General features: G+C 65.2%; 26 protein-coding genes, 1 tRNA gene and 1 pseudogene. 13 read left to right on the top strand and 15 right to left on the bottom strand.

Annotated features, from left to right (window positions below):
• Positions 1-49 precede the first annotated feature (49 nt).
• The 7 genes from ACP690_RS15830 (at position 50) to ACP690_RS15860 (ending at position 6,285) form a co-directional block, all read left to right on the top strand.
• The gene (locus tag ACP690_RS15830) at positions 50-484 is read left to right on the top strand and encodes a hypothetical protein (protein ID WP_063685888.1); all 435 of its coding nucleotides are present in this window, start codon (positions 50-52) and stop codon (positions 482-484) included.
• The gene (locus ACP690_RS15835) at positions 481-684 is read left to right on the top strand and encodes a helix-turn-helix transcriptional regulator (RefSeq protein WP_017979643.1); all 204 of its coding nucleotides are present in this window, start codon (positions 481-483) and stop codon (positions 682-684) included. The genes ACP690_RS15830 and ACP690_RS15835 overlap by 4 nt, the downstream gene beginning before the upstream one ends.
• Before the next feature lies 1 nt (position 685).
• Positions 686-1,588, top strand: coding sequence for an alpha/beta fold hydrolase (locus ACP690_RS15840; RefSeq protein ID WP_426261615.1), 903 nt, complete (start codon positions 686-688; stop codon positions 1,586-1,588).
• 370 nt (positions 1,589-1,958) lie between these two features.
• A complete protein-coding gene (locus ACP690_RS15845; RefSeq protein WP_017979645.1) occupies positions 1,959-3,053 on the top strand; it encodes a YjgN family protein in 1,095 nt (364 codons plus the stop codon).
• Positions 3,054-3,057: 4 nt separating this feature from the next.
• Positions 3,058-4,110 carry a M48 family metallopeptidase gene (locus ACP690_RS15850; RefSeq protein ID WP_426261616.1) on the top strand — a complete coding sequence of 351 codons (1,053 nt, stop codon included), beginning with the start codon at positions 3,058-3,060 and terminating at the stop codon, positions 4,108-4,110.
• Between the two features lie 361 nt (positions 4,111-4,471).
• Positions 4,472-5,752, top strand: coding sequence for an ATP-binding protein (locus ACP690_RS15855; protein ID WP_426261617.1), 1,281 nt, complete (start codon positions 4,472-4,474; stop codon positions 5,750-5,752).
• A complete protein-coding gene (locus tag ACP690_RS15860; protein WP_426261618.1) occupies positions 5,749-6,285 on the top strand; it encodes a response regulator transcription factor in 537 nt (178 codons plus the stop codon). The genes ACP690_RS15855 and ACP690_RS15860 overlap by 4 nt, the downstream gene beginning before the upstream one ends.
• Before the next feature lie 264 nt (positions 6,286-6,549).
• Here ACP690_RS15860 and ACP690_RS15865 read toward each other — a convergent pair whose 3' ends face one another.
• The 9 genes from ACP690_RS15865 to wrbA all read right to left on the bottom strand — a co-directional run bounded on the left by ACP690_RS15865 (position 6,550) and on the right by wrbA (position 12,189).
• Entirely contained in the window at positions 6,550-6,852 is a 303-nt protein-coding gene (locus ACP690_RS15865; RefSeq protein ID WP_426261619.1) for a polyhydroxyalkanoic acid system family protein, read from the bottom strand.
• Complete coding sequence (locus tag ACP690_RS15870; protein ID WP_426261620.1) at positions 6,849-7,280, bottom strand: VOC family protein; 432 nt, start codon at positions 7,278-7,280, stop codon at positions 6,849-6,851. The genes ACP690_RS15865 and ACP690_RS15870 overlap by 4 nt, the downstream gene beginning before the upstream one ends.
• Before the next feature lie 153 nt (positions 7,281-7,433).
• Entirely contained in the window at positions 7,434-7,796 is a 363-nt protein-coding gene (locus ACP690_RS15875; protein WP_426261621.1) for a hypothetical protein, read from the bottom strand.
• On the bottom strand, positions 7,793-8,212 hold the full coding sequence (locus ACP690_RS15880) for a hypothetical protein (RefSeq protein WP_241769192.1): 420 nt from the start codon (positions 8,210-8,212) through the stop codon (positions 7,793-7,795). The genes ACP690_RS15875 and ACP690_RS15880 overlap by 4 nt, the downstream gene beginning before the upstream one ends.
• 29 nt (positions 8,213-8,241) lie before the next feature.
• Complete coding sequence (gene gloB, locus ACP690_RS15885; RefSeq protein ID WP_426261622.1) at positions 8,242-8,970, bottom strand: hydroxyacylglutathione hydrolase; 729 nt, start codon at positions 8,968-8,970, stop codon at positions 8,242-8,244.
• Positions 8,971-8,974: 4 nt separating this feature from the next.
• On the bottom strand, positions 8,975-9,424 hold the full coding sequence (locus ACP690_RS15890; protein WP_241890961.1) for a VOC family protein: 450 nt from the start codon (positions 9,422-9,424) through the stop codon (positions 8,975-8,977).
• Positions 9,425-9,830: 406 nt separating this feature from the next.
• Positions 9,831-10,601, bottom strand: coding sequence for a tetratricopeptide repeat protein (locus ACP690_RS15895; protein WP_426261623.1), 771 nt, complete (start codon positions 10,599-10,601; stop codon positions 9,831-9,833).
• Positions 10,598-11,332 (bottom strand): alpha/beta hydrolase, encoded by a 735-nt coding sequence (locus ACP690_RS15900; protein ID WP_426261624.1) that lies wholly within the window; start codon positions 11,330-11,332, stop codon positions 10,598-10,600. The genes ACP690_RS15895 and ACP690_RS15900 overlap by 4 nt, the downstream gene beginning before the upstream one ends.
• A 254-nt stretch (positions 11,333-11,586) precedes the next feature.
• Complete coding sequence (gene wrbA / locus ACP690_RS15905; protein ID WP_024310391.1) at positions 11,587-12,189, bottom strand: NAD(P)H:quinone oxidoreductase; 603 nt, start codon at positions 12,187-12,189, stop codon at positions 11,587-11,589.
• A 135-nt stretch (positions 12,190-12,324) separates the two neighbouring features.
• Here wrbA and ACP690_RS15910 point away from each other — a divergent pair, with 135 nt between their 5' ends.
• The gene (locus ACP690_RS15910) at positions 12,325-13,230 is read left to right on the top strand and encodes a LysR family transcriptional regulator (protein ID WP_241890958.1); all 906 of its coding nucleotides are present in this window, start codon (positions 12,325-12,327) and stop codon (positions 13,228-13,230) included.
• 240 nt (positions 13,231-13,470) lie between these two features.
• Here ACP690_RS15910 and ACP690_RS15915 read toward each other — a convergent pair whose 3' ends face one another.
• Positions 13,471-14,220 (bottom strand): SDR family NAD(P)-dependent oxidoreductase, encoded by a 750-nt coding sequence (locus tag ACP690_RS15915; protein WP_295562155.1) that lies wholly within the window; start codon positions 14,218-14,220, stop codon positions 13,471-13,473.
• 180 nt (positions 14,221-14,400) lie between these two features.
• On the opposite strand from ACP690_RS15915, the pseudogene ACP690_RS15920 reads away from it, so the two are divergent.
• A pseudogene (locus ACP690_RS15920) lies at positions 14,401-17,600 on the top strand (TRCF domain-containing protein).
• A 105-nt stretch (positions 17,601-17,705) separates the two neighbouring features.
• On the opposite strand, the gene ACP690_RS15925 reads toward ACP690_RS15920, so the two are convergent.
• Positions 17,706-18,515 carry a DUF1134 domain-containing protein gene (locus ACP690_RS15925; protein ID WP_426261625.1) on the bottom strand — a complete coding sequence of 270 codons (810 nt, stop codon included), beginning with the start codon at positions 18,513-18,515 and terminating at the stop codon, positions 17,706-17,708.
• 162 nt (positions 18,516-18,677) lie between these two features.
• On the opposite strand from ACP690_RS15925, the gene ACP690_RS15930 reads away from it, so the two are divergent.
• Together ACP690_RS15930 and ACP690_RS15935 are read left to right on the top strand one after the other, a co-directional pair.
• Positions 18,678-18,767 (top strand) — tRNA-Ser (locus tag ACP690_RS15930).
• A 139-nt stretch (positions 18,768-18,906) separates the two neighbouring features.
• On the top strand, positions 18,907-19,911 hold the full coding sequence (locus ACP690_RS15935) for an HNH endonuclease (protein ID WP_426261626.1): 1,005 nt from the start codon (positions 18,907-18,909) through the stop codon (positions 19,909-19,911).
• Between the two features lie 316 nt (positions 19,912-20,227).
• Here ACP690_RS15935 and ACP690_RS15940 read toward each other — a convergent pair whose 3' ends face one another.
• Positions 20,228-22,333, bottom strand: a complete 2,106-nt coding sequence (locus ACP690_RS15940; protein ID WP_426261627.1) for a P-loop ATPase, Sll1717 family — start codon at positions 22,331-22,333, stop codon at positions 20,228-20,230.
• Positions 22,334-22,841: 508 nt separating this feature from the next.
• Between ACP690_RS15940 and ACP690_RS15945 the strand changes: the two genes are divergently transcribed.
• Positions 22,842-23,420 (top strand): recombinase family protein, encoded by a 579-nt coding sequence (locus ACP690_RS15945; protein ID WP_426261628.1) that lies wholly within the window; start codon positions 22,842-22,844, stop codon positions 23,418-23,420.
• An 11-nt stretch (positions 23,421-23,431) separates the two neighbouring features.
• Here the strand turns inward: ACP690_RS15945 and ACP690_RS15950 are convergent, their stop codons facing one another.
• Positions 23,432-23,998 (bottom strand): hypothetical protein, encoded by a 567-nt coding sequence (locus ACP690_RS15950; protein ID WP_426261629.1) that lies wholly within the window; start codon positions 23,996-23,998, stop codon positions 23,432-23,434.
• A 374-nt stretch (positions 23,999-24,372) separates the two neighbouring features.
• Between ACP690_RS15950 and ACP690_RS15955 the strand changes: the two genes are divergently transcribed.
• Complete coding sequence (locus ACP690_RS15955; protein ID WP_426261630.1) at positions 24,373-24,933, top strand: thermonuclease family protein; 561 nt, start codon at positions 24,373-24,375, stop codon at positions 24,931-24,933.
• Positions 24,934-25,010: 77 nt separating this feature from the next.
• On the opposite strand, the gene ACP690_RS15960 is transcribed toward ACP690_RS15955, so the two are convergent.
• Together ACP690_RS15960 and ACP690_RS15965 are read right to left on the bottom strand one after the other, a co-directional pair.
• Positions 25,011-25,415 carry a hypothetical protein gene (locus ACP690_RS15960; RefSeq protein ID WP_426261631.1) on the bottom strand — a complete coding sequence of 135 codons (405 nt, stop codon included), beginning with the start codon at positions 25,413-25,415 and terminating at the stop codon, positions 25,011-25,013.
• Positions 25,416-25,475: 60 nt separating this feature from the next.
• Complete coding sequence (locus tag ACP690_RS15965) at positions 25,476-25,637, bottom strand: hypothetical protein (protein ID WP_426261632.1); 162 nt, start codon at positions 25,635-25,637, stop codon at positions 25,476-25,478.
• Between the last annotated feature and the right edge of the window lie 616 nt (positions 25,638-26,253).

Raw genomic sequence — 26,253 nt, forward strand, 5'->3', positions numbered from 1 at the left:
AAAGCGAGCTTTCCATGTAAAGCCTCCTTCACATACGAAGGAGGCTGTGATGTTCTCGATTCGACGCAGCGAAAAGCTGAACCCGGCGCAGCGCCGCTATCTGCGCCGCTTTTTCCCAGCGATGACGATGTACGTGCTTGTGCTGTTCGCCTGCACGGCCATGATCCGCGATCAGAAGCCGCAGGGGGCGCTGCTCGCGCTTCTGTCCGTAGCGCCGGCGCTGCCGATCGTGGCGGCGATCCTGGTGATGGGCGCCTATCTGATCGAGGAGCGCGACGAGTTCATCCGCACGCGGCTGGCCACGGCGATGCTGGGTGGGCTCGGCGTCATGCTGGTCATCACCACCGTCTGGGGGTTTCTGGAGAACGGCGGCGCGGTCGGGCACTTCCCGACCTTTCTGACCTTTCCCGTCTGGTGCGGCTGTTTCGGCCTGTGGCAGTGCGCGATGGGGCTGCGCGACCGCTTTGCCGGGGACGGCGCATGAACAACCACCTGCGCGCGCTGCGGGCGACGCGGGGGTGGAGCCAGCAGCATCTCGCCGAACAGCTGGAGGTCAGCCGGCAGAGCGTCAATGCGATCGAGACGGGGCGCTACGATCCCTCGCTCCCCCTCGCCTTCCGCATCGCCGAGCTGTTCGAACTTGCCATCGAAGACGTCTTCGTCAGTCCGTCCAAGGAAAAGTAATATGATCCGGTTTCTTGGTATGCGCCTTGCCGCCTCCGCTCTGACGCTGGGCGTCGTCCTGCAGCCGGCGCCGAGCCATGCCGCGACGCCTGCGGCCGAAACGCGGATGCCGCATATCTCGGTCGTGGTGACCGGCAAGGGCAGCCCGGTGATCCTGATCCCCGGCCTGTCCTCCCCGCGCGCGGTGTGGGACGGCGTGGTGCCGGGCCTTGCGAAGACCCATCGCGTCTATGTGGTGCAGGTCAACGGCTTCGGCGGCGATGCGCCAGGGGCGAATCTGGCGCCGGGGGTGCTGGACGGCGTGGTCGCGGACCTGCATGCGCTGATCGCCGAGGAAAAGATCGCAGGCGCCGCGGTGGTCGGCCATTCGATGGGCGGGCTCGCCGCGCTGATGCTGGCGAAGGCGCATCCCGGCGACGCGGGCAAGCTGATGATTGTCGATTCGCTGCCGTTCATCGGCACGCTGTTCGCGCCGACCGCGACCGTCGCGATGATCGAACCGCGCGCAAAGGCGATGCGCGACATGCAGGCGGCGAGCTATGGCAAGCCCGCCGATGCCGCCTCCGCGACCGCGATCGCCGACCGGCTGGCGCTGCGCCCCGAGGCGCGTGCGAAGGTGACGGCCTGGGCGATGGCCGCCGATCCGCGCGTTTCGGCACAGGCGATGTACGAGGACATGATCACCGACCTGCGTCCTGCCATGAAGGCAATCGCGACGCCGATCACGCTCGTCTATCCCTGGGCGGCGTCGGGGCCGAGCGAGGCGCAGGCGAAGGCGCTGTACACCGCGGCCTATGCAGGTGCGCCGAACGTGCGGTTCGTGGGGATCGGCGATGCGGCGCATTTTGTGATGCTCGACCAGCCCGCGGCGTTTCAGGCGGCGATCGAGGGGTTTGCGGGGTGATGCTGGTTCGGTGTTGATGTGCGCGGCCGTGGTGAAGAAGCGGGACCCCGGATCACGTCCGGGGTGACGGAGGGGGTTTGGGGGGCGGTCCGTTTTCGCCAGCGCGCCCGTCATCCCGGCCTTGAGCCGGGATCCCGCTTCTTCTCTTGGGGGCGAGAAAGCGGGACCCGGGACCCGAGCCGTCGTCCCGCTTCGGTGGCAAAAAATGCTGGATCATGATCCGGGCGACGAAGGCGAGCGTGGTGAGGGGCTTAGGCGCCGGCTTGCCGTGCGGGGCGGCGCGTCGGCGGGGGATTGGCCAACCCTCGCCCCAGATTGTCGTTGACCCGCCCTCGGCGCTCGGCTCCACTGCTTCGCGAGGGGGACGGACATGAGCGACGAACAGGCAGCGACGCGGGCGTTCCGCTTCACCGGGCGGTGGCAGGATTATGCGCCGATCGCCTTCACCAACCTGTTGCTGACGATCGTCACGCTGGGCGTCTACGTCTTCTGGGCGCGGACGCGGACGCGGCGGTATCTGTGGAGCCGGACACAGTTCATCGACGACCGGCTGGAATGGACGGGCACGGGGCTGGAGCTGTTCGTCGGCTATCTGCTCGCCTTCGTCCTGTTCGTCCTGCCGCTCGGCATCATCAACCTTGTGTTGCAGGGCGTGATGATGCGCGGGCATCAGGGTGCGGCGGGGCTGATGGTGGGGCTGCTCTATCTCGCGATCCTCTACCTGTTCGGAGTCGCGCGGTTCCGGGCGCTGCGCTACCGCCTCAGTCGGACCTTATGGCATGGCATCCGGGGCGGCAGCGACGACCAGGGCGTTGCCTATGGCTGGAGCTATTTCTGGCGGACATTGCTGTCGTTCCTGACCATCTATCTGATGACGCCCTGGGCGATGGCCAGGCTGTGGAACCAGCGGTGGAACGCGATGAGCTTCGGCTCGCTGCCCTTCCGCAGCGAGGCGCGCTGGCAGCCGGTGTTCAAGCGATTCCTGCTGTTCTACGTCGCCCCGATCCTCATCGTCGTGGCGGCCGGCATCCTGGGCTTCCTGTTCGCGGGGGCGTTTGCCGGGATGAAGCCCGGTACGCCGCCGACGGCGGGCGTGATCGCGACAGTGGTGCTGGCCGTCGTCGGCTTCTACGTGCTGTTCTTCGGCGTGCTCGGCCTGATCGCCATGGCCTTCTACGCCGCCTTCTTCCGCGAGGCGATCGGCGCGACGTCGCTGGGCAAGCTGGAGTTCGGGTTCGAGGCGTCGACGATGGACTGGGTGAAGCTGTACCTCGGCAACTTGGGGCTGACGGTCGTCACCTTCGGCGTCGGCTATATCTTCGTGCCGTACCGCAACTGGGCGTTCTTCATCCGTCACCTCGCGGCCTATGGCGAGGTGGAGATCGACACGCTGACCCAGTCGCGCACACGCGAACCGGGCCAGGGCGAAGGGCTGCTCGACGCGTTCGACGTCGGCGCGTTCTGACCCCATGCGCGCAGGCGTCTGGCATTACGACGGCGTCACCGCGCTGCGCCGCCGGGTGGAGCTGGTCGCCGAGGGCGACGGCTTCACGCTGGTGGACGACGGGCAGGCCGGCGCGCGGGTGGCGTTCGCCGAGCTGACGCCGGGCGACGGCGACGCCGGCCATGCGAGCTTCGGGCGCAAGGGGCACCCCGGCTGGCGGATCACCTTCGACGGCGCGGTGCCGGCCGATCTAGCCGCGGCGCTGCCGGGCGCGCATCGTTACGGGCGCTGGGTCGATCGGCTAGGGCTGTGGCGCGCGGTCGGCGTCTTTGCGGTGCTGGCGGCCATCGTCGTGGTCGTCGTCCTGCGCACCCCTGCCCTGCTCGCGCGGCTGATCCCCGCGTCGGCCGAACAGCGGCTGGGCGACGTGATGATGGGCGATTTCGGCCGCAAGGGCTGTTCCGATCCCGCCGGACGCGCCGCGCTGGCGACGCTGGTGCAGCGCATCGACCCCGACGATCGCACGCTGGAGGTGCATGTCGTCAAGTTGCCGATGGTCAATGCGGTGACGCTGCCCGGCGGGCGGATCGTGGTGTTCGACGGGCTGATCCAGGCGGCGCAGTCGCCCGACGAGGTGGCGGGCGTGATCGCGCATGAGATCGGCCACGTCCGCGGGCGCGACGTGATGGAATCGCTGCTGCGGCAGATGGGCCTGTCCGTCCTGCTCGGCGGGATGGAGGGGCATGTCGGCGGCTATACCAACGCATTGCTCGCCACCGCTTATTCGCGCGATGCGGAGGCGCGGGCCGATGGCCGGGCGATCGAGATGCTGCGCGATGCGAAGCTGTCGCCGGTGCCGACCGCGCGCTTCTTCGACCGGCTGGGCAAGGGCGCGGGCGGGACGGAGCGGATGTTCGCCTATATCGCCAGCCACCCGATGTCGGCGGACCGGGCGAAGCGGTTCCGGGCGAGCGTCGTGAAGGGCGCGGTGTATACGCCTGCGCTGGACGCGCGCGAGTGGGCGGCGTTGCGCGGGATCTGCAAGGGCGAGACGGATAGGGTCGACTGGCGGTTCTGAGGGGGGCGTCGTTTGCTCCGTTGCTCCGGGGTTTCTGCGGCGCGGGGGAGTTGGAGGCTCTGGCCGTTCCCATGCGGCGCGGTGGACCCCGGACCAAGTCCGGGGTGACGCGGTGGGTGGGTGGGACCGGGTGGCGGCGTAGGCTGCCGTCTGAGCGGTGCGTTTCCTCATACGCTCCGTCACCCCGGACTTGGTCCGGGGTCCACTCTGCGGCGAGGGGGAGCTGGCGGCTCTGGTCGTCCCCGTGCGGCGCGGTGGACCCCGGAACGAGTCCGGGGTGACGGACCGGGTGAGGCGTGCGTTCCGGCCCTTTCCTGTGCGCCGGGATGACGGGCGGGGCGGCGCGCGCTACCACGGGGCTATGAGCCACGCCGTCCGCCTGCCGCCGCCTGCGCCCGAGGATGCCGCGGCGCGTAATATGCGGCAGCTGGTGCTGTTGCGCTGGATGGCGGTGGGTGGGCAGCTCGCGACGATCCTGACGGTGCATTACGGCTTCGGCATCACGCTGCCGATCGCGCAGATGTTCGTCGTGCTCGCCGGGCTGGTGATGCTGAACGTCATGACGTGGTTGGGGCATCCGCATTGGCCGGTCACCAATTTCCAGCTGTTCGGCACGCTGGTGTGCGACGTCTTCGCGCTGTCGGTGCAGCTGTATCTGTCGGGCGGTGCGAACAATCCGTTCGTGTCGCTGTACCTGTTGCAGGTCGTGATGGGCGCGGTGCTGCTGCATGCCTGGTCGAGCTGGGCGCTGGTCGGGTTTACCGCCATCGCCTTTGCCGTGGTCGCGGCGGTCAGCCCGCCGCTGGCGTTGCCGCCGTGGTTCGCGACGCATCTGTCGCCCGTCTACGTGCTGGCGCTGTGGTGCAATTTCGTGCTCGCCGCGGTGCTGCTGGTGCTATTCGTGACGCGGATCGCCGCCAATCTGCGCGAGCGCGACGCCTATCTGGCCGATCTCAGTCGCCGCGCCGCCGAGGAGGACCAGATCGTGCGCATGGGCCTGCTGGCCAGCGGCGCGGCGCATGAGCTGGGTACGCCGCTCGCGTCGATCGCGGTGCTGCTGGGCGACTGGAAGGCTGATCCGGCCGTCACGCACGATCCCCGCCTCGCCGCCGAAGTCGCGGAGATGCAGGCCGAGGTGATGCGCTGCAAGACGATCGTGTCGGGCATCCTGTTCGCCGCGGGCGAGGTGACCGGCGTCGCGCCTGAACGCACGACGGTGCGCCGGTTCCTGCGGCAGTTGATCGACGCGTGGCCGGGCACCGTCGCCTTCCACGATGCGTTATCCGACGACACGCCGATCGTGGCCGATCGCGCGCTGGGGCAGGCGCTGACCAATCTGCTCGACAATGCGGTCGAGGCGGGGGCGGAGCAGATCGCGCTGACGGCGCGGATGGAGGAGGCGATGCTGGTGCTGACGGTGCAGGATGACGGCAGCGGCTTCCCCCCGCAGGTGCTGGACAGCCTGGGACGGCCGTACAACACCAGCAAGGCGCGACGCGGCGCCGGGCTGGGCCTGTTCCTCGCGACCAACGTGTTGCGGACGCTGGGGGGGACGTTGCAGGCGCGCAACCGGGCGGAGGGCGGCGCGGAGACGGTGCTGCGCCTACCGATCGCCAGCCTGGCGCTGGAGGCGCGCGGATGAGCGAGGCGCGCCGCCTGCTGATTGTCGAGGACGACGCCAATTTCGCGCGCACGCTGGGCCGATCGTTCGAGCGGCGCGGCTATGTGGTCGCGATGATCGACGGGCCGGACACGCTGGAGGCGACGGCGACCGCGTTCAAGCCCGACCATGCGGTGGTCGACCTGCGGCTGGGTGGGGCGTCGGGCCTGACCTGCGTCGCGGCGCTGCATGCGCTCGATCCGGGGATCAAGATCGTCGTCCTCACCGGCTTTGCCAGCATCGCGACCGCGGTGGAGGCGATCAAGCTGGGCGCGACCAACTATCTGACGAAGCCCGCCAATACCGACGATATCGAGGCGGCGTTCGCACGCGTCGAGGGCGATGCCGACGCGACGATCGCCCCTGCCCCGCCGACGTCGATCAAGACGCTGGAATGGGAGCATATCCACCAGACGCTGGCCGATGTAGACTTCAACATTTCGGAAGCCGCGCGACGGCTGGGCATGCACCGGCGGACGTTGGCGCGGAAGCTCGACAAGCGGCACATGGGGTGATCCCGGTCCTCCCCCGCCAGGGGGAGGTGGCACCGCGCAGCGGTGACGGAGGGGGAGGTAAGCGGCACGCGTGACAGGGCGGTGCGCCGTTTACCTCCCCCTCCACCATTCGGCTGACGCCGAACGGTCCCCCTCCCCCTGGCGGGGGAGGACTTTTGAGCGGCGGTGAATGAGGGGGCAGCCCTGAGCGCCGCGCTCGTGGAAGGGCCCCTCCACCATTCGCTGCGCGAACGGTCCCCCTCCCCGCTGCGCAGGGAGGAATTTTTATCTGAGCAGCTTGGGTGCTTCCTGCTGGATGACGTCGCGGATCTTGCCGGCGAACAGGCCGAGGAAGCCGGGCAGGTCGACGATCGCATGGACGTTGCTGTCCGACACGGTGGCGCGGCAGCCGATCTGCTGGCCCATCGCGCCGACGGTGAAGTGCATCGTGTCGCCCTCCCACCGGTGATCGACCTGCGCGCCGCCGGGGATCAGCCGGCCGATCTTGCCGATGCCGCCGTCCAGCCGGTCGCGGACGCCCTGCTTGCCGAGCTGGTGGGGGATGTTGATCTCGATCGGCGCGGTCATGCGGGGTCCTTCATAGTGGCGAACAGCATCGCGTCGTCAGCAAACGCCTTGAACTCCAACGCGTTGCCCGAGGGGTCGTAGAAGAACATCGTCGCCTGCTCGCCCGGCTGGCCGACGAAGCGGACATGCGGAGCGATGCCGAACTGCGTGCCCGCCGCGACGAGGCGGTCACGCAGGGCTTCCCAGGCCGCCATGGTCAGCACCACGCCGAAATGCGGGACCGGCACGTCATGGCCGTCGACGGCATTTTCGACGCGCACCGCGCGCGCGGCGGGATCGAGGTGGGCGACGATCTGATGGCCGTACAGGTCGAAATCAATCCAGGCGTCGCTCGAGCGCCCCTCCGCGCAGCCCAGGGTGCCGCCGTAGAAGGCGCGCGCGGCGGCGAGATCGTGGACGGGAAAGGCGAGGTGGAAGGGGCGTATCATGCCGGCACGATAGGGGGATCGTGGTGCCGGTGCCAGCGTCGCTATCATCCGATCCGGCCGTCATCCCGGCATAGGCTGGGATCGTTCGGTTGAGACGCGGGGCAGGAGCCGCGAATGACCCCAGCCTGCGCTGGGGTGACGTCTACAGGTCAATCAGCGCTGTTCCGGCAGCGTATAGGGCGTGAAGCGGGTGAAGCGGCAATAGGCCGAGGGGATCGACGTACCCGGCGTCAGCACGCGGAAGCGATCGTTGCGGCAGAGTTGCCCGCCCCATACGTCGACGATCAGCGTGTTGAACGGCGCGAGCGACGGGCAGGCACCGACCGGCCCCGTCTTCCACACCGTGCGACCCGCACCCTGGCGATAGAGGATGGTGTGCGCATCGACGATCTCCGGGCCGTTGGTGCTCGACAGCGAGATGCAGTCGGCCGGCGTCCCCGCCACCCGCTCGGCAAGCGGGTCCGACCGGGCCGCCATCAGCGGCAGCGCGAGGGCGAGCAGCGCCAGCGCCTTCATCGCGCCGGCCGCTCGTAGCGGACGAATGGACCGAGCGAGCAACTGCCCGACATCATCCGCGATCCCTGGTCGACCGTGGTCGCGATATCGCCCTGGCACGCCTGGCTCATCGGACTTTGCGTGACGAGGATGTCGCCGCGTGCGACGCGCTCGCAGCCGCCCGACGTATCGGTGCGGTATTTGAGCGTACGGCTGACCGAATAGACCAACGTCGGGCCGAACGCCTTGACCTGCGTGTTGTTGAAGCGCGGCATGCACGCCATCGGCTGACCGGGGGTGAGGCCGGCGAGTTCCTTCTGCAAGCCGCTGGCCGCGGCGGCGCTGTCCTGTTCGGCGGCAAGGCGTTGCTGCGGCGTCTGGGCACAGGCCGCGGCCAGCAGCAGCGTCGCCATCGCAAGGGGTGTCCTGATCGCCATATGTCGCTCCTGTCGCCGGGTGAAATGTCTCAGCCTTTGAAATTGTCCTTGCCGGCCCGCAGCGTGGCAAATTCCTCCGCGTCCCTCGCCCGCAGGAACGGGTTGGTCGCGCGCTCCAGGCCGATGGTGGTGGGCACGGTCGCCTCGCCCGCCGCGCGGGCTGCGTCGACCGCGCGCATCCGCTCGATCAGCGCCGCATTGTCCGGCTCGACGCTGAGCGCGAAGCGGCCGTTGCTTTGCGTATATTCGTGGCCGCAATAGACGCGCGTCGCGTCGGGCAGCGCGGCGTAGCGCTGCATGTTGGCGAACATCTCTGCCGGCGTGCCTTCGAACAACCGCCCGCAACCGAGCGCGAACAATGTGTCGCCGGTGAAGATCGCCTGATCATCGGCGAGGTGGAAGGCGATGTGGCCGGCGGTGTGGCCGGGGACGTGCAGCACCTGCGCGACCGATCCACCGATGCGCACCACGTCGCCTTCGTCCACCGTCGCGTCGAGCGTCGGGATCTTGGCGGCCTCGCGCGCCGGACCGGTGATGCGGGCACCCGCCGCCCGCAACGCCTCGTTGCCGCCGACGTGATCGGGATGCCAGTGCGTCGTCCACACCTGATCGATCCGCCAGCCACGCTGCGCGGCGGCAGCCTGCACCGGCGCCGCCTCGCCGGGATCGACCGCGACCGTCTCGCCGCTGGCATCGTCATGGATCAGCCAGGCGTAATTGTCGCTGAGCACGGGAACGCGGACGATCTCCAGCGTCATGGCGTCACCAGCTGCCGGTGTTGGGCATCGACGCCCAAGGTTCGGCCGACGGCAGCGGGTCGCCCGCCTGCAACAGCTCGATCGAAATGCCGTCGGGCGTCTTCACGAACGCCATGTTGCCGTCGCGCGGCGGGCGGTTGATCGTGACGCCGTGGTCCATCAGCGCCTGGCAGCTGTCGTAGATATTATCGACGCGATAGGCGAGGTGCCCGAAATTGCGGCCGCCGGTGTAGGTTTCGGGCGCACTGCCGTCCTGTGCCGGCCAATTGTAGGTCAGCTCCACCTCGGCACGGCGTTCGCCGAGCTTGGCGTCTTCGGGCGTCGCGAGGAAGATCAGCGTGAAGCGGCCCTGCTCGTTGTCGATCCGGCGGACTTCGTGAAGGCCGAGCACGTTGAAGAAGGCGATCGTCGCGTCGGGATCGCTGACGCGGATCATCGTGTGGAGGTAATGCATGCCTTGCCCTTGGACTTGGGGAACGATCGTGCCCCAACGCGTAAGGGACGGCGTCGGTGCCGTCGAGGGGGGGCACTTCGTCACCCCGGACGTGGTCCGGGGTCCACCGGGCGGCGGGGGGACGGCAAGAGGCTTTGCCGTTGCCCCCGCGGGGCAGTGGACCCCGGAACAAGTCCGGGGTGACGGAGTGGGGGTGGCGACCTTGTTCCTCCCCCGCCAGGGGGAGGTGTCGCCGACGAAGTCGGTGACGGAGGGGGAGGAAAGGACGGTCTCGAGCGATGAAGCTTCACCCTTACCTCCCCCTCCGTCATGCCTTCGGCATGCCACCTCCCCCTGGCGGGGGAGGACTTAGGGCCACGCGGATCGTCAATCAGCCCTTCTGCTGCATGACGGAGTGGGGCTGGCCTCAGCGGCCCACCGGCGCCGCCTTTGCCGCTGGCACGTCGCCGAACTGGGCGAGCGCGGCGCGGGCTTCCTTGCCGGCGGGGGCGTTGGGGGCGAGGCGTGCGGCTTCGGCCCAGGCGGCGCGGGCGCCGGCCTCGTCGCGGGCGAGTGCGGCGATATTGCCCGCCTCGAGTTGCACCGAGGCATCGTCGGCGGAGCGTTTCAGCGCCTCGGCGATGTCCGTCTTGGCGCGGATCACGTCGCCCTCACGCCGTGCCAGCGTCGCGGACAGCAGCCAGGCGAGCGGATCGTCGCCCGCGGTCTTGAGCGCCATATCGATATCGCGACGCGCGCCCTCGGGCTCGCCGGCCGCGACCAGCACGCGGGCGTGGTCGAGCTGCGCCTCGCCGAGCGCCAGCCCTTCCAGCGTCCCCGCGATCAGCGCGGTGTCGAGGTTGGACCGCGCCTTGGGCACGTCACCGGCCGCGAGCCAGGCGTTGCCCGCCTGCGCACGGTAATTGGCGGCGCGTTTATCGTGCGCGGTTTCCGCGGCCTTGGCCGCCGCTTCGAATTCGACGGCGGCGGCGGGGAAATTGCCCTCCTGCGTGTAGGCGAGGCCGGCGCATTGGCGCGCGAACCAGGCGCCGCCGCTGGCACCCCAGCGCACTGCTTCCGCGCGGGCGGCGGCGGGATCGGTGCGGGCGAGCGCGACGCAGCGGTCGAAGCGCGCCTCGCGCGGGTCGGCAGGTTGGGCGGTGGCGGCTTGCAACGCGGCGGCGAACAACAGGATCATAAGCGGCTCAGCACGTCCTCGACCGCACGGACGATCAGCGCGACGTCGGTGTCGCGCGACAGGCGGTGGTCGCCGTCCTTGACCAGCCACGTCTGCACGTCGGCTGAACGGATCAGCTCGGCCAGATGCACGGTGCGATGCCAGGGCACGTCGGGGTCCGCCTGCCCCTGCACCAGCCGCACCGGACCGTCGAAGGGAATGGCGCCGAACATCAAGCGGTTAGCTTCGCCCGACTGGAAGAAGCCGCGGGTATAGAGCGTCGGTTCGGGGCCATAGGGGTTGGCGCGCTCCAGCTTGCCCTGCTGCAGGATCACCATTTTTTCGTCGAGCGTGAAACCCCAGTCGGTGAAATCGGGGGCCGGCGCGATGCCGACGAGGCCGCGCACGCGATCGGGCCGTGCCCTGGCGGCGAGCAGCATCAGCCAGCCCCCCATCGACGAGCCCACAAGCACCACCGGTCCGGCGACGATCTGGTCGATCATCGCCAGCGTATCGTCGCGCCAGCCGGCGAGCGTCTGGTCGGCGAAGTCGCCTTCGCTCGCGCCGCACCCGCCGTAATCGAAGCGCAGGAACGCGCGCCCGGTGCGGCCCGCCCAGGCCTCCAGCGCCAGCGCCTTGGTGCCGGTCATGTCGGAGGCGTAGCCGGGGAGGAAGACGATCGTCGGACCGATGCCCGGCGTGTGGTTAAAGGCGAGACGGGGGCGTGGGGGGTGTGTGGGGGCTTGGGTCATGCGCGGGTGGTAGCGCGGTGGCGGGCGGGCGTCATCCTGGTGGTGCGCGTGACGCGTGCCCCCGAATACCCCGTCACCCCGGACTCGTTCCGGGGTCCACCGGCCCGCAAGGGGGAGGCTGGACTCTCCAGCCTTCCCGTTGCAGCGCATCGGCATAGTCCTCCCCCTGGCGGGGGAGGAATGAGCGCACAGCCAAATCCGGACCTTCACGGGCAGCCCCCCGGAACAGGGTGGCGGGGTGGGTTTGGCCGCCGTTACGCCTTCAACTTCGCCGCCGTCTCGGCGATACGCTTGCCCTGGTAGCGGGCGCCGGCGAGTTCTTCGGCGTGGGGTTGGCGCGAGCCGTCGCCGCCGGCGATCGTGGTGGCGCCGTAGGGCGAGCCGCCGCGGACTTCATCGACGCCCATCTGGGCCTGGAAGCCGTAATCGAGGCCGACGATCGCCATGCCGTGGTGCAGCAGGTTGGTGATGAGCGAGAAGAGCGTCGTTTCCTGACCGCCGTGCTGGCTGGCGGTCGAGGTGAAGGCGCCGCCGACCTTGCCGATCAGCGCGCCCTTGAACCACAGGCCGCCCGTCGTGTCCCAGAACGCCGCCATCTGGCTGGGCATCCGGCCGTAGCGGGTCGGCGCGCCGACGATGATCGCGTCATAGTCGGCGAGCGCATCGGGGCCCTCGATCAGCGGGTGCGCGGTGTCGGTCTTGAAGCCGGCCGCCTTGACGATCTCGTCCGGCGCGGTTTCGGCGACGCGGCGGATGGCGACCTCTGCCCCACCTTCGCGCGCGCCCTCGGCGACGGCGTCGGCCATCTTCTCGATATGGCCGTAGGAGGAATAATAGAGCACCAGAACCTTGGTCATCGCGAAGTCTCCATCTGTCTTGGCCGCCAAGATGGCGTCGGCTCATCGGCGCGTAAACGGAAACGCTGGAAACCGATCGTTTCCTCAAGCGGTTCCTTTGGGTAAGGCTGGCGGCTGCAACCTGTGGGGGGATCGATGCGACTGCCGGATCTGGAAGCGTGGGCGATCTTCGCCGCGGTGGTGGAGCATCGTTCGTTCAGCGGCGCCGCCGACGCGATCGGGCTGAGCAAGGCGACCGTGTCCAAGGCGATCAGCCGGCTGGAGGCGCATATCGGCCAGTCGCTGTTCCACCGCACGTCGCGTCGGCTGGCGCTGACCGAGGCGGGGCGACCGCTCGCCGACCATGCGACGCGCATCCTGGGCGAGGCGCGCGCGGCGGAGGAAGCGGCACGCGATGCCGCGAGCGTACCGACCGGGCGCGTCCGGCTGGCGGCGCCGATGAGCTTCGGGATCAGCAACGTCGCGCCGCTGCTCGCGACGTTCCTGAAAGAGCATCCGGGCGTCGAGATCGACCTGCATTGTTCGGACGCGCGGGTGGATATCGTCGCCGAAGGGTTCGACGTGGCGCTGCGCATCGGCGAGCTGGCCGACAGCAGCCTGCGCGCGCGGCGGCTGGGCGATATCGCAGCGCATCTGGTCGCATCGCCTGCCTATCTGGCGGAGCATGGCACGCCCGCGCACCCGGCGGAGCTGTCCGCCCATCGGCTGCTCGGCTATTCGAACGTCACTGGGCCGTGGCATTTCCAGCACGCCGACGGCAGCGACGTCGCGATCCGACCGCAGGGGCCGCTGATCGCCAACAGCGGCGAGGCGCTGGTGCCGACGTTGCTCGCCGGCCTGGGGATCGCGCGGCTGCCGGCCTTCATCGTCGGCCCGCATCTGGCCAGCGGCGCGCTGGTGCCGCTGCTGGCGGACTGGGCGCCGGCGCCGATCGGGCTGCACATCGTCACCCCGCCCAGCGCGTTGCGCCCGGCGCGGGTGGAGGCGCTGATCGCCTTCCTGTCGCAGCATCTGCGCGATCCGTGCGCGGGGCGGGATTGAGGTTCCTCCCTCACCGTTCGCCCTGAGCTTGTCGAAGGGCGGGTCGCCACGGGGAGGACGCGCGCTCGCGGCCACCAGCCCTTCGACAGGCTCAGGGCGAACGGTGGGTTGGTGGGCAGATCGGCGATACTCCCCGTTCGTGCTGAGCTTGTCGAAGCACAGGTTTCCGCAAGAACCGGGACCGCGCGGAGCACCCAGCCCTTCGACAAGCTCAGGGCGAACGGCGTTTTTGGTCGGCCCCTACCCCTTCCGCGCGACCTGGAAGCCGGCGAAGGACTGGCTGACCGGCATCAATTCCAGCCGGTTGATGTTGAGGTGCGGCGGCAGCGTCGCGACCCACAGCATCGTTGCGGCGATATCCTCCGCGGTCATCGGGTCGGCGCCCTTGTACAGCGTGTCGGATGCCCCCTGATCGCCGCCGGTGCGCACGACGGTGAATTCCGTTTCCACCATGCCCGGCTCGATCGAGGTGACGCGCACGCCGGTGCCGTGCAGGTCCGAGCGTAGCCCCAGCGAGAATTGCTCCACGAACGCCTTGGTCCCGCCGTAGACGTTGCCGCCGGTATAGGGATAGGTCGCCGCGACCGACGACAGGTTGATGATCGCGCCCTGGCGTTCGATCAGGCCGGGGAGCAGCCGGTGCGTCAGCGCGACGAGCGCAGAGACGTTGGTGGCGATCATCGTGCGCCAATCGTCGAGCTTCGCCTCCTGCGCGGGCTTGGTGCCGAGCGCGAGGCCGGCGTTGTTGATGAGCAGATCAATGTCGCGCCAGTCCGCGGGCAGGCTGTCGATCGCGGCGGCGGTCGCGGCGTCGTCGGCAATGTCGAAGGCGAGCGTATGGACCGCATCGCCCAGCTCGGCCTTCAGCGCGTCCAGCCGGTCGGCGCGGCGGCCGGTAGCGATGACGCGCCAGCCGGCGCCGACGAATTCCTGGGCGGCGGCGGCACCGATGCCGGCGGTGGCGCCGGTGATGAGGGCGGTCTGGGTCATGGCGTCTCTCATGAAAGGGAGGAGTGTCTGCGGGTCTGATGCCGCGACGCGGGCGCGCTGCCAACGATCATCTGCGCGGGGCGATCCGTGACGACGCGGGCGATCTTCTTTTGCCCACGTGCGGAACGGCGATGGGCGGGCGGGTGTTTCCGGGTATCCTTCAACAGGATGCCCCAGTTCATGCGTACGCTGTCCGCCGCGGAGATCGCGACCCTCGCCCCGGGCGACGACCGGCCCCACGGGCGGCTGGGCATTGCCGAAACCGCGGCGGGGCTTGCTGGCCTGCTGCGCAAGGGCGACGTGCTGGCGGCGGAAGCGGACGAGGTGCGCGCGGCAGCGCTGGCCCGTGCGCTCGCCGCGATGATGCCCGCGGCGACGGTCGTGGTCTGTCCCGGCACCGACGCGCTGCCCGGGGACGAGGCGCCCGCCTCCCCGCCAATGTCGGGCAGCGCGTATCGGCCTTGCGTACCGTCCGCTGCACGCTCGCCAAGCGCCAGCGGCCGCGGATCGCGCTGATCACGACGGGTGAGGCGCTCGCCCGCGCCTGCCCTGCCCCCGCAGCCTTCGATGCCGAACCGCCGCGGGTGACGGTCGGCAGCGCATGCGATCTGGCGACGTTGGCCGAGGCACTGACCGACCTTGGCTATATCGCCGACGAGCGGGTCGACGAACCAGGCGAGCTGGCGCTGCGCGGCGCGGTGCTGGACGTGTTTCCCGCGGACGCCGACGCACCGCTGCGGATCGAGGTGGGCGATGGCCACGTCGTCGCGATCCGATCCTACGACCCCGCCGACCAGCGCAGCACGGGCGAAGTCACGCAGCGCGAGCTGGGCCGCGTCGCCGAACCGCCGCTGGGCGAGGAACGCTGCACGCTGATCGACCATCTGCCCGATGCGACGATCGTCGTGTCGCCAGCGGCGGACGACCGCCGCCGCCGCCTGCTTCTGCTGAGCGCGGATGCCGCCGCCCGGGGTGCCCGCCGGGCGGCGCGCGAGGTGGTGGATGACGACGCCTGGACCGCAGCGATGGCAGAGCGGACCGTCAAGACTCTGCCCAAGGCGGGCGATCCGCCGCCCCGCTTCGTCGAACAGCGCGGGCCGATGCGCGCCTTCGCCAAGGTCGCCAAGGCGGCGCTGGCCGCGGGCACGCGGGTCGTACTGCTCGGCAGCGCGCGCGACCTGCGTTTCCTGACCAAACGGATCGAGAAAGCGGTGGACGCGAGCGCGACCGCGCTGGACGACTGGGCGGCCGTGGCCAAGGCGCCGAAGGGATCGCTGCTCACGCTCGCCGCCCCCGCCGATCGCGGGTTTGCGACGAAGGGCGTGCTGGCGGTCGCCGCCGCTGACCTGATCGGCAGCCGTGCGGATCGCGATGACGGGGCGGTGCGGCGCGTCGACCCGGACCTGCTCCAGACGACCGAGATCCGCGTCGGCGATACGGTAATCCATGAGGATCACGGCATCGGCACCGTCGCGGGGCTGGAGTCGCTGGCGGAAGACGGGGAGACCGGCGGCGACGCGATCAAGCTGGTCTATGCGCGCGACGCGGTGCGGCTGGTGCCCGTCGCCGACGCCGACCGGCTGTGGCGCTATGGGGCCGAGGACGATGCGGTGAAGCTCGACACGCTCGACGGCAAGAGCTGGCACGAGCGCCGCGTCGGGATCGACGCCGCGATCGCCGAAACCGCGCGCGGCCTGACGAACCTCGCCGCCGAACGCGGCGAGCGGACGGCGCCGGTGCTCGATCCCGATCCCGCGGCCTATGAACGCTTCGCCGCGGGCTTCCCCTTTTCCGAAACGCCCGACCAGCTGCTCGCGATCGAGGCGGTGCGCAGCGACCTCGCCTCCGGGCGGCCGATGGACCGGCTGGTGATCGGCGACGTCGGCTTCGGCAAGACCGAAGTCGCTCTGCGCGCCGCCGCCATCGCCGCGCTGTCGGGCAAGCAGGTCGCGCTCGCCGCGCCGACGACGGTGCTCGCCCGCCAGCATCTCGACAGCTTCACGCAGCGCTTCGCCGGCACCGACATCGTCGTCGCCGGCCTGTCGCGCCTGTCCACCGCCGCCGAGGCACGTCGGGTCAAGGCAGGGCTGAAGGACGGCAGCATCCATATCGTGATCGGCACGGGCGCGGTTGCCGGCAAGGGCGTCGCCTATCGCGACCTGGCGCTGGTGATCGTCGACGAAGAGCAGCGCTTCGGCGCCGCGGACAAGGCGAAGCTGCAGGCGTTGTCGGCGGGCGATGGGTCGGCGGGCCATGTGCTGACGCTGTCGGCGACGCCGATCCCGCGCACGCTGCAAGCGGCACTCGTCGGCCTGCGCCAGCTGTCGGTGATCGCGACGCCGCCGGCGCGCCGCCAGCCGATCCGTACCGCCGTGTCCACCTTTGCGCCCGAGACGCTACGCGCGGCCCTGCTGCGGGAGCGCGCGCGCGGCGGGCAGAGCTTTGTCGTCGTGCCGCGCATCGCCGACATGGCGCCGCTCGCGGACCAGCTCGCCAAGCTGGTGCCCGAACTGGAGCTGTTGCAGGCGCATGGCAAGATGCCGGCCGCCGAGATCGACGAGGCGATGGTGCGCTTCGGCCGCGGCGACGGCGACGTCTTGCTCGCCACCAACATCATCGAGGCGGGGCTGGACGTGCCGCGCGCCAATACGATGGCGATCGTCCATGCCGACCGCTTCGGCCTTGCCCAGCTGCACCAGTTGCGTGGGCGAGTCGGGCGCGGGCATCGGCGCGGGCAGGTGCTGCTGTTCACCGATGGCGAGCATGCCATCGCGCCGCGCACGTTGAAGCGCCTCAGGACGCTTGAGGCGTTCGATCGGCTGGGCGCGGGGTTCGCGATCAGCGGGCGCGATCTCGACATGCGCGGCGCTGGCGACCTGCTCGGCGAGACGCAGGCCGGGCATATGCGGCTGATCGGCGTCGAACTGTACCAGCAGCTGCTCGAAGGCGCGCTGCGCACCGCGCGCGGCGAGACGGTGGAGCGCTGGACGCCCGAACTGCATTTGGGGCTGGAAGGGCAATTGCCGGCCGACTGGATTCCGGACGAGGATTTGCGGCTGTCGCTCTACGCCCGGCTCGCGCGGCTGCGCGATGTGGAGGATGTCGAGGCGTTCGAGGAGGAATTGCGCGACCGGTTCGGCGACGTGCCCGATGCGGCCATGCGGCTGATCGCGCTGGCCCGGGTGCGCGAACTGGCCCGCGCGCATGGCGTCGCACGGATCGATGCCGGCCCGGCTGCGGTGGCGCTGACGCCGCGGGCGGACAGCGATATCGCCGGGCAGGTCGACGGGCTGGAGACAAAGAACGGCCGGCTGATCCTGGCCGAACGGATCGCCGACGCTGGCGAACGGATGGAGCGGATCGCGACGCTGCTCGCCTGAGCTTCTCTGCAAAAGGCTACGCCGAACCCCTATCGTCAGTGCGAGGCAGCTCAGGGGTACGGGTGGAGCGTCGCTGCGACGTACGTGCAGCGCTCGCCCGACCGGTCAGAACGGCAGCCACTTCGCCTTGTGCGTGATCTTCATATAGCCGACGTTGACGCCGGCGCGGTAACCGACGCCGAGGCGGATCGGAATCAGCACGATGTTGCCGCGGCGCAGATAGGTCGCGGCGAAGCCGCCGACCAGATACAGCCGCCCCTCCACCGCCGGGAAGCGGCGGAACAGCTCTTCGGTATCGTAGAGGTTGTAGACGAGGACGAACACCTTGTTGGCGTCACCGCCGACGTCGAAGCCCACCGACGGGCCGGTCCAATAGACGGGCTGCTGTCCCTCCACCTTGTGGCTCATGATCCCCGAGCCATAGCGCACGCCCAGCACGAACGCGCCCGCCGCCTCACGGCCCGCGATATAGGCGTTGGGCTCGCCCTGCTCCTTCAGCACCTTTTCCAGCATGCCCGCGAGGCCCGCGGCACCCTTGCCGAACACGCCCTCGCCCGCGGCGAGCAGGTCTTCGCGCTGATAGGTGGAGGCGGCCTTCAGCGTGGCGTCGGCCTGCGCCTGCTGCTGCGCCTCGGTCGTCTGGCCGGCATAGGCGGGTGCGGGGGCCTGGGTGAAGCCGGCACCGGACGCGCCGGCCGTGGTCTCCGGCTGCGCTGCCCAGTCCCGCTCCACGGAGGGAGCCGGGGTCGGCGTGGGGCGCGGCGCGCTGCGCGGGGTGGAGGATGTCGTCCGCCCCTGCGTCGACAAATCGCCGTCGATCGCGCGATTGGGATCGATCGTCGTCACCTGTGCGGGCGCACTTGCTGCCACCAGCGCACTCGCCGCCAGCGCGAAACCGATCACCCGCATCACCATTCCCCCTCGTCGCGCCACACGGCGCCGCCCCTCGTTAACCACCCCGGCGCTTGCCCGGCAATGAACGAACGGCGGGCGGCGCCGAAATTACGATCGAATGCGGGCCTCAACCCCGTTGATCCCCCGAAAGACCCTCGCTATAGCCGCCCGACGCCGCAGCTCGGAGACGTGGGTGAGTGGCTGAAACCAACGCTTTGCTAAAGCGTCGTACGGGAAACCGTACCGAGGGTTCGAATCCCTCCGTCTCCGCCACCTATGCTGCTAACCCCCTGATTCGGTTTACTTTTTGGCGTCCGTCGGCGTATCGGCCCACAATCCGCCCAACAATCGATTTTGCCTTGTTATTGCGTGGCGAGCCAAAGATGCTGGTACGTAAGGGAGGGGAAACGATATGGCAGCAGCCGATATAAGCGAATCCGGCGTGCTACAGGCGATGGCCGAATATGACCGGATTGGAGAGCGCGCATTCTTCGACAAATACGGATTCGAAGCCGCATCAAAATATTGGATTATCAAAGACGGTCGGTCGTACGCCTCAAAAGCAATAGCGAACGTCGCACAGGCTATCGGAATGAACCGGCCTTACGCTCGGGACATTCGTCTAGCTGGCGGCGAAGCTACAGTAGTCGGTCGGTTACGGACGCTTGGATTTCAAATCCAGGACAGGAGACGCAATCCCGCATGGAATCGTGACGAACTCATCCTTGCGCTTGACCTGTATCGGACAAACCCGGTCAGTCCTCCTGGCAAAGAAAGCGCTGCCGTTGCGATGCTTTCCGACCTGCTAAATAAGATGCGTCGCCTTACCGGCGAAACAACAAGCGACACGTTCCGCAACGCCAACGGCGTTTACATGAAGATGATGAATCTTCGTGCGCTCGACCCGGCCTTTACGGCACAGGGGAAGGTGGGGATGAAGGCCGGCGGCGCGTTAGAGAGGGTGGTGTGGGCTGAATATCAGGGTCAATGGGATGCCCTCGCCATAGATGCCGAAGCGATTCGTAGCGCGGTTATAAACGCGGACGAAGCCAACACCATCGGTCAGCCCAGCGGCGAGCCGTATGAGGGCGAAGAGGGCGGCGTCATTATGCGCCTTCACAAGCGATATGAACGCGACCCAAAGCTAGTTTGGGAGAAGCGTAAAGCAGCGGCGCTGGCAGGAACGTTGGCTTGCGAGGTTTGTAGTTTCGACTTCGCACAGGCTTATGGCGAATTAGGTGCAGGGTACATCGAAGTACACCATACTAAGCCCATCCATACACTGACACAGGGCACCAAGACCAAGCTTACTGACTTGGCACTGCTGTGTGCCAACTGCCACCGCATGGCGCATAGGAAACGCGAGCCGCTTTCTATAGAAGCGATCCGCCGGTCAGCAAAGAACATCAGGGGATAGAAAGCTGATTTCCAGTCGATCTCTAGTTTCAACCCATATCAGCCTTTTACGCCCAGAATACATGCACCCAGGTTCTAATCTGCCACGCCTTCACGATCGCAACGTATCGCCGTTTAACCGCAAATACCTAACGAGACTACACGTTCCACACGGTATAGAAGATACCTTGGCCCGTAATCCGGTTCTAGAAATGCACGGCGTGATTTACAGAGGATTCTCCCATCTTGCCGCACGTCGGGGAATCGCGAATACAGCCTTCCGCAAGGCTCTGCCTGATCAATCAGCAGATTAATGACATGTTGTGCAACCATAATAGCTAGGAAACCAATCCAACGTGCAAGGCAGGATTTATAGTCAAAGAGGGGTCTTCTCCAAGCTGGATAATAGCAGCTTTTAAACGTTTCATATTATAAAGGTAGTCATAGATAAACTTGTCCCCCTCGTCATCAACCGCCGGAACGCCTAAAAGCCCATACCAAAGCATTAAGTCTATGATATTCTCGCCATCATCCGATACAACCCCCCCCCGCTGAAAGCGTTGGATGATTTTACTTCGACTCTCTATTCTAGGAACGCCAATGAGACCGTAGAGCAATTCACTCGAAATACCGGACACATCGCGCATTTCAAAACCAAAATCGTCAACTAGTGCCAATGAATGCTGCCTTACCGCATCGACGCAGTCCGCTTCATCGACAGTCCGGTGCCCTCTGTTAATCCCGTTGGCTAGAGCATATTCGATAAGGTTGATCAAAAAGCGCGGCCTCATCAAGCAATGGTCAATGAAGTACGCCAAGCTGTCCATCCCAAGCACTTTGAGTGGAAAAATGCGGCTCCACAATTCGCCCATACTAGAGCGCTTATCCGACAGACCAATTTGTAACCGTCGATAGATAACTTGCGTTAATTTGGCGCGATCGGTCCAATCAATCGAAACCTGTCCAGCTTTACCTCGGTCGGAAGTCTGATCAAGCATCAGGTCATAAACGTCATGCCTGATGAACACCAGCGAACGAAACTCTCGACCTTTAGCCGCAAGATCATGACGAACTTTATCTAGAGACTCCACGAGAAGTCTTACAATAGTTATGTCCTCTGACTGGACGCCAGTCGCAGGCCATCCCTTATCGATATTATCAAATAGGAATGTGATGGGGTATTTCGCAGGTGTATGCTCGACTACTAAATCTCGGATTCTTCCAATACCACTCCTGAATACTAAGTTGGTTACTTGATTTACTGATATTGATTTTCCATTTCTGGATGCCTCTTTCAATTCTCTGGCGACCAGTGTCGAAAGCCGCGAAAGCCGCGTGGTGAAGTCGCCGGGTTCGAGGATGTGATATTCCTCAAAAACCTCTTCTATGCCTCGCATGACGCCCAGTAGGCGGCCGTCATATTTTGAGGACGCTTCTATTCGGCGGTATATCGCTAGAAGCATTTCAGAAAGGCAGACGAAGTACCAGAATGCTGCAATAGTATGCTCAAAGACCCCCGCGCCCGCGGTAGAGATAATCTGTTCGCGAAACGTGCTTAGCTGATGCGATTCAGGCTTAAGGTCTACCGTCAGGCTACCTTTCTTACGTCGGGCATTGTCACGGACCTGGAAGAATATAGCCGACTTCCCCGATCCTTTCCTTCCGGTAATTATGTTGACTTCGCCGCGAACCGCACGAAGATACTCCGATGTTTCAACAAAATACGAATTTAAGTCTCTAAATTCATTCTCTGCCGCAGATGCGCCAAGAGAGAGGTTTTGCAAAATCGAACGGTCAACTTTTTTAGCTAAGGTGGGGATTTCTTGCGCCGCCAAAACTGCTTCCGAACAAAATGCTCCTACGATTTCAGATATCCGCGCCTGATCCTTGGCGACGACTATGTCATCACTGTAATCTGTTGGGGCATCCTCGTCATGAAAGTCGGTAATCATCAACGTTTCGCGCCCAAGGCCGAGGGCAAGGCCCGCTATGAGAGCACCTCTAAGGTTGTGTCGCTCCGCATCATCTATATGCGGTGCGAGATAGGGTACGATTATGCCAGACGAGCCACTTACTTCCGCGATAAGCTGCACCACCGACACGCGTGCCATCTCGACCGGATCAAAGCTGCGGAAATGCGATCTGGATTCTTTGATCGCAGAAACTACCGCATTCCGAAAATTGGTCTTTCTTAGAGTGTCCAAAACGTAAAGCGGTTGTGAGTAGTTAATGTCTTGCGAGTAAAGCCCTAGAAGGGGATTATACGGCGTCGCGATGATAATCCTCTCAAGTTCTTTTGAGTTTTCATAAACTTGATAGCCGATGTTGGCAAAGAGTCCTAGAGAGCGTGTACTTATAGTGGCATTTGCAAATGATACGTTTATGATCGGCGCAAATGTCTTGCCAAGTCCTATTGCGTAACCAATTTCGTAGTACACGTTCATATTGGGACGGGTTACGTCTGCGAATAGAACGTCTGCATCCTCTATAGCACTGCGAACTTCGCCAGGTATGTTCAAACCGAATGGCTCTAGGGATGGCCAAGCCTTTATATCCGGGTTGCTTAGGGAAAGACTTTGGGCGGCCTTTGTGATTGGGTCAGCCAGATCAGCGGGTGAGCCGGGGTAAGCAATGAAGGCTCGGTAACTTCTGCTTGCCAATTTGGATCACTCCTAGTTTCCACCAACAACGTAGTAGCGGAGCCATGGTTGTGCCAAGCCCCCCCCTCCCCTCTGTTGGTGGGTTAGAACAGAACGACATAGCGTCGATCATAAGCGCTGTGGCTTAGGCTCATCCCGCGCGGTCAGTTCGCTACCTGTAAGCGAGATTTGAAACTTGTAACCTTTGAGCCTCCCCAGCAGCGGCGCTGTAGAATAGATCAAAAGATAGGACTCCAAATATAATTGCTAGGCTTGTAAAGAGAGCCTATCTTTTGAGCGACTCGGAGCCTGTATGTCCCGCATTGCCTATTACCGCTGCTCGACTTCGGACCAGAGCGTTGAGTCACAGCGTCAGGCCCTTGGGGGTAGCTTCGACAAGGAGTTTTCGGACGAGGGCGTATCTGGCGCAGTGCTTGCCGCTGATCGTCCGGGCTTCGCCGCTCTGCTAGGATATGTCCGCGAAGGCGATACGGTCTGCATCTACGCCATCGATCGCTTGGGCCGCGACGCCCTGGATATTCAAGCAACGATCCGGCGCCTGATCGACAAGGGCGTAACGGTCGATGTTCGGGGCCTTGGTCCGATTGCCAAGGGCGTAGGCGAACTAATCGTTGCCGTGCTGGCGCAGGTGGCCGAAATGGAGCGCCAGCGGATTAGGGAACGCTGCGATGCCGGACGCGCCGCCGCCAAGGCCTCCCTCGCCGCTACGGGCAAAACGCATAGGGGGAAGACAAGCCTTGGCAGGCCGATGGCAGCGGATCGTATCGAGGTTCAATCGTGGCGGAAGAATAATGCCGCCAGCATCGCTCAAACGGCAGCGCACTTCGGATTGTCGACAGCGACAGTGAAGCGATATTGTAGCCTTGCTTGATAGCGCGGCGATTAGCCTGCCACCCGGAAGTCACGAACTTCGCAGACACCGCGTTCCGCGACGTATAAGTGACCAATCGCAGTTCCAACAGCGTAACCACCGAACGAATTACGTGACCTAAACCGCATCAAAGCATCGTATCCGCCCTTCTTCGACGGGGTGATGACCGTTCCCATATGCTCGAAGCTATCAGGGTCTTTCAGTCGGCGTTTGACGTTGAGTTCAAAAGCCGTGTTTAGCCCATCAGGGCCATCGACGCATACGGCTCCTGATGCAACGGAGGCCTTGTACAACTGCTCGTCTCTCTCTGCTTGCGCAGCGTCATTCTTGGCTTTCTGCTCTTCGGCAAGGCGTGTCTGTTCGGCAGCTTGGTAAGAGCAATAGCTTACGCCGACGATCGGCAGCGTAATGACGGCGGCAACAATACCGAGGCATCCCAACTTGCCCCCTCGCGTATTGATGCCAAAAACCCGTTCGAGCCAGCCCGGCTCCTGATCCTTGGAGGTCTTAGCCGCCCGTATCCGCCAAGCGTCTGCGCCCGACGCTGCCTTTTTTTCCGTATCGTGATCTTCGCTCATTACCTGCCCCTTTCCATTTTGAGGGGCACCCCGGCATCAAGCCGGGCATGGTAATCCTTGCACGTTGGCGCAAAGGCACGGACGCCTTTGGGCTAGAAGCCTTGGACATGCGCGCCCGTTACCCGGCCACTAATCCGTGACCAGCCAACGTTGCCAAGAGGATTACCAGCCCCCAACGCCCCCGAATTTGCGGAAGCGCAGGGCTAGGTAAAGCGAAGCTGCCGTGGAACGCAACCGTCGCCCCTTTGAAAAGACGAAGTCCTAGAAAAAAAGAGTAATCGCTTTAAGGCAGTCCGTTCCCTGTCGACTACCCAACATTAAACCTCACATGTCAGTAAGAGGGTCGGCGGCATTGATCTGGTTGATGCCCGGCCATGGAAGTTGATACCATGTCGTTTAAGAAGCCCTTCCGCGCCGTCCCCATCCAGATGGGTAGACACTATCGCGCCAAGCGGCGGCGGCAGAAGGCCAAGCGGCTTGCTGTTCCTGCACTGGTTCTAGGTGCCGCTGCTATTGTTGGCGGCATTGGCGGCGCCCTGCCCTCTTCCGCGCTAACGGTGCTGCAACCTGGCTATGACAGTGGCGTGGAAGGCTGCACGGTCACAGATGGCGACACAGTCCGCTGCAATGGCGAACGGATTAGGCTGCTCGGGATCGATGCGCCTGAATTGCCCGGTCACTGTAGAATGGGACGTAACTGCGCGCCCGGTGACGGCTATGCGTCAAAGCAGTCGCTTGCGGATGCGATGATTGGGACGATCCGCATAAACCGGGTTGGCGAGGATCGCTATGGGCGTACGTTGGCGATCCTGTCAGGTGATCATGGCGACCTGTCATGCTGGCAGCTTGAACACGGACAAGCGATCTACAAGCCGCAATGGGATAATGGGCGACGGGTTGCCCGTATTTGTCCAAAGGTCGCTTTCTTTCCGTGAGAGCGAAGCTGCGCGGTTCTCTTATTTAAGGCGCGCGCAGCCCGCTCCCGATACATTGGCCTGATGATCCTGCTGGATCAGTGACCCGTCGTCTTTGCCGCTAGATGCGCTTTTTGCAAAGCGGCCCATGTGTCCTGAACACCCTTAACCGCTGTCGGCTTGATCCGGGCCAATCCAGCGCAGAAATTCGCTTTCCCACCCGCTTTGCCAATAATTGTCGCTGTATCGAGCGCGGTCATCATGCCCATATCGCTCGCCAGCGGCTTACCGAACGTGCCGTAATGGCTTTGCTCGAACGCTTTCAAGTTTGCGGGGATTGCCCCAAGGGCCGCTTGCTGACCGCAGATTTCAAATAGCCCAACTTGCGTTGACATATGGGTGGCAAAATTAGCCTCATCCATACTCGCCGTTATACCGGGCGCAGCTATTGCCGCCGGCGACACTACTAAGACAACAGCGGCAATTGCAAATCGGACTTTCATAGGTTTCCCCTCGTTAGACAACGATGGGGTAATCTTCTGACTTCTAATTAGACAAAAACATCATTGGTTAAGGCGGCTATTGCCATCCCGAATACCCTTCGTTCGTAATCGGGTTATTTTACCCGACAATAATCTGGAAAGTGCGCCGCACTCATAGATGAGCACCGCCACCACCGTTGCCATTGTCATCGCGTTCATGATGGTGGCGATGATCCGCAGCATCGTTAAGCTGGCTTTGCGCCAACGGTCCCGCATTTAGCGAATTTGCCCTTAGCGTCCTTGCAGCGCGTCGGCTTCGCAGGTGCCTTGTCCGGGCATTTGACGAACTTACCCTTCGCATCCCGACACGGGGCAGCCAGCGCGGGCGTGGCGACCATGGTCAGGGCTGCCGCAGCGAACATCAGATTACGAACCATCGCATCCTCCGAGCCGAATGAGTCGGCTGCGGCAACGTATCGGGTTTCCATCGGGGATCAACGCGGCTTGCGAATCGTTCTTCCTTTGTTCCATACGGCTGACGCGAGGAACAGGAGTCGGATCGATGCACCACGACACGCAGCTACGAGCCGCCGCGAAGGCAATTTATGATGAGGTTTACCCTTCTGACGATTGGTCGCCGCTGCCGTTTGAGGATGCCGAACGCTATGGCACGAGGTAGCGTCCGCGGTCGTGGTGTAATTTCCCGGTGTAGATGACGGTGTATGCCGGGGTGGGGCCGAGGCCCCACCCCGGCGTCGGCGTCTCGGTGGCCACCGGGCTCATCGGTTAAGGTGGAAGTGTCGAGCTTCACCAACACCCGAGGAGTTTTTCCCGATGACCGACGACAGACTACCGCTTG

This window comes from Sphingomonas sp. DC4900, assembly GCF_049896485.1.
Taxonomy (GTDB): domain Bacteria; phylum Pseudomonadota; class Alphaproteobacteria; order Sphingomonadales; family Sphingomonadaceae; genus Sphingomonas; species Sphingomonas aquatilis.

Excerpts from the sequence above, each read along its gene's own strand:
- ACP690_RS15830 (WP_063685888.1), top strand. The coding sequence starts at position 50 with ATGTTCTCGATTCGACGCAGCGAAAAGCTGAACCCGGCGCAGCGCCGC.
- ACP690_RS15835 (WP_017979643.1), top strand. The coding sequence starts at position 481 with ATGAACAACCACCTGCGCGCGCTGCGGGCGACGCGGGGGTGGAGCCAG.
- ACP690_RS15840 (WP_426261615.1), top strand. The coding sequence starts at position 686 with ATGATCCGGTTTCTTGGTATGCGCCTTGCCGCCTCCGCTCTGACGCTG.
- ACP690_RS15845 (WP_017979645.1), top strand. The coding sequence starts at position 1,959 with ATGAGCGACGAACAGGCAGCGACGCGGGCGTTCCGCTTCACCGGGCGG.
- ACP690_RS15850 (WP_426261616.1), top strand. The coding sequence starts at position 3,058 with ATGCGCGCAGGCGTCTGGCATTACGACGGCGTCACCGCGCTGCGCCGC.
- ACP690_RS15855 (WP_426261617.1), top strand. The coding sequence starts at position 4,472 with ATGAGCCACGCCGTCCGCCTGCCGCCGCCTGCGCCCGAGGATGCCGCG.
- ACP690_RS15860 (WP_426261618.1), top strand. The coding sequence starts at position 5,749 with ATGAGCGAGGCGCGCCGCCTGCTGATTGTCGAGGACGACGCCAATTTC.
- ACP690_RS15865 (WP_426261619.1), bottom strand. The coding sequence starts at position 6,852 with ATGACCGCGCCGATCGAGATCAACATCCCCCACCAGCTCGGCAAGCAG.
- ACP690_RS15870 (WP_426261620.1), bottom strand. The coding sequence starts at position 7,280 with ATGATACGCCCCTTCCACCTCGCCTTTCCCGTCCACGATCTCGCCGCC.
- ACP690_RS15875 (WP_426261621.1), bottom strand. The coding sequence starts at position 7,796 with ATGAAGGCGCTGGCGCTGCTCGCCCTCGCGCTGCCGCTGATGGCGGCC.
- ACP690_RS15880 (WP_241769192.1), bottom strand. The coding sequence starts at position 8,212 with ATGGCGATCAGGACACCCCTTGCGATGGCGACGCTGCTGCTGGCCGCG.
- gloB (WP_426261622.1), bottom strand. The coding sequence starts at position 8,970 with ATGACGCTGGAGATCGTCCGCGTTCCCGTGCTCAGCGACAATTACGCC.
- ACP690_RS15890 (WP_241890961.1), bottom strand. The coding sequence starts at position 9,424 with ATGCATTACCTCCACACGATGATCCGCGTCAGCGATCCCGACGCGACG.
- ACP690_RS15895 (WP_426261623.1), bottom strand. The coding sequence starts at position 10,601 with ATGATCCTGTTGTTCGCCGCCGCGTTGCAAGCCGCCACCGCCCAACCT.
- ACP690_RS15900 (WP_426261624.1), bottom strand. The coding sequence starts at position 11,332 with ATGACCCAAGCCCCCACACACCCCCCACGCCCCCGTCTCGCCTTTAAC.
- wrbA (WP_024310391.1), bottom strand. The coding sequence starts at position 12,189 with ATGACCAAGGTTCTGGTGCTCTATTATTCCTCCTACGGCCATATCGAG.
- ACP690_RS15910 (WP_241890958.1), top strand. The coding sequence starts at position 12,325 with ATGCGACTGCCGGATCTGGAAGCGTGGGCGATCTTCGCCGCGGTGGTG.
- ACP690_RS15915 (WP_295562155.1), bottom strand. The coding sequence starts at position 14,220 with ATGACCCAGACCGCCCTCATCACCGGCGCCACCGCCGGCATCGGTGCC.
- ACP690_RS15925 (WP_426261625.1), bottom strand. The coding sequence starts at position 18,515 with ATGGTGATGCGGGTGATCGGTTTCGCGCTGGCGGCGAGTGCGCTGGTG.
- ACP690_RS15935 (WP_426261626.1), top strand. The coding sequence starts at position 18,907 with ATGGCAGCAGCCGATATAAGCGAATCCGGCGTGCTACAGGCGATGGCC.
- ACP690_RS15940 (WP_426261627.1), bottom strand. The coding sequence starts at position 22,333 with ATGAACGTGTACTACGAAATTGGTTACGCAATAGGACTTGGCAAGACA.
- ACP690_RS15945 (WP_426261628.1), top strand. The coding sequence starts at position 22,842 with ATGTCCCGCATTGCCTATTACCGCTGCTCGACTTCGGACCAGAGCGTT.
- ACP690_RS15950 (WP_426261629.1), bottom strand. The coding sequence starts at position 23,998 with ATGAGCGAAGATCACGATACGGAAAAAAAGGCAGCGTCGGGCGCAGAC.
- ACP690_RS15955 (WP_426261630.1), top strand. The coding sequence starts at position 24,373 with ATGGAAGTTGATACCATGTCGTTTAAGAAGCCCTTCCGCGCCGTCCCC.
- ACP690_RS15960 (WP_426261631.1), bottom strand. The coding sequence starts at position 25,415 with ATGAAAGTCCGATTTGCAATTGCCGCTGTTGTCTTAGTAGTGTCGCCG.
- ACP690_RS15965 (WP_426261632.1), bottom strand. The coding sequence starts at position 25,637 with ATGCTGCGGATCATCGCCACCATCATGAACGCGATGACAATGGCAACG.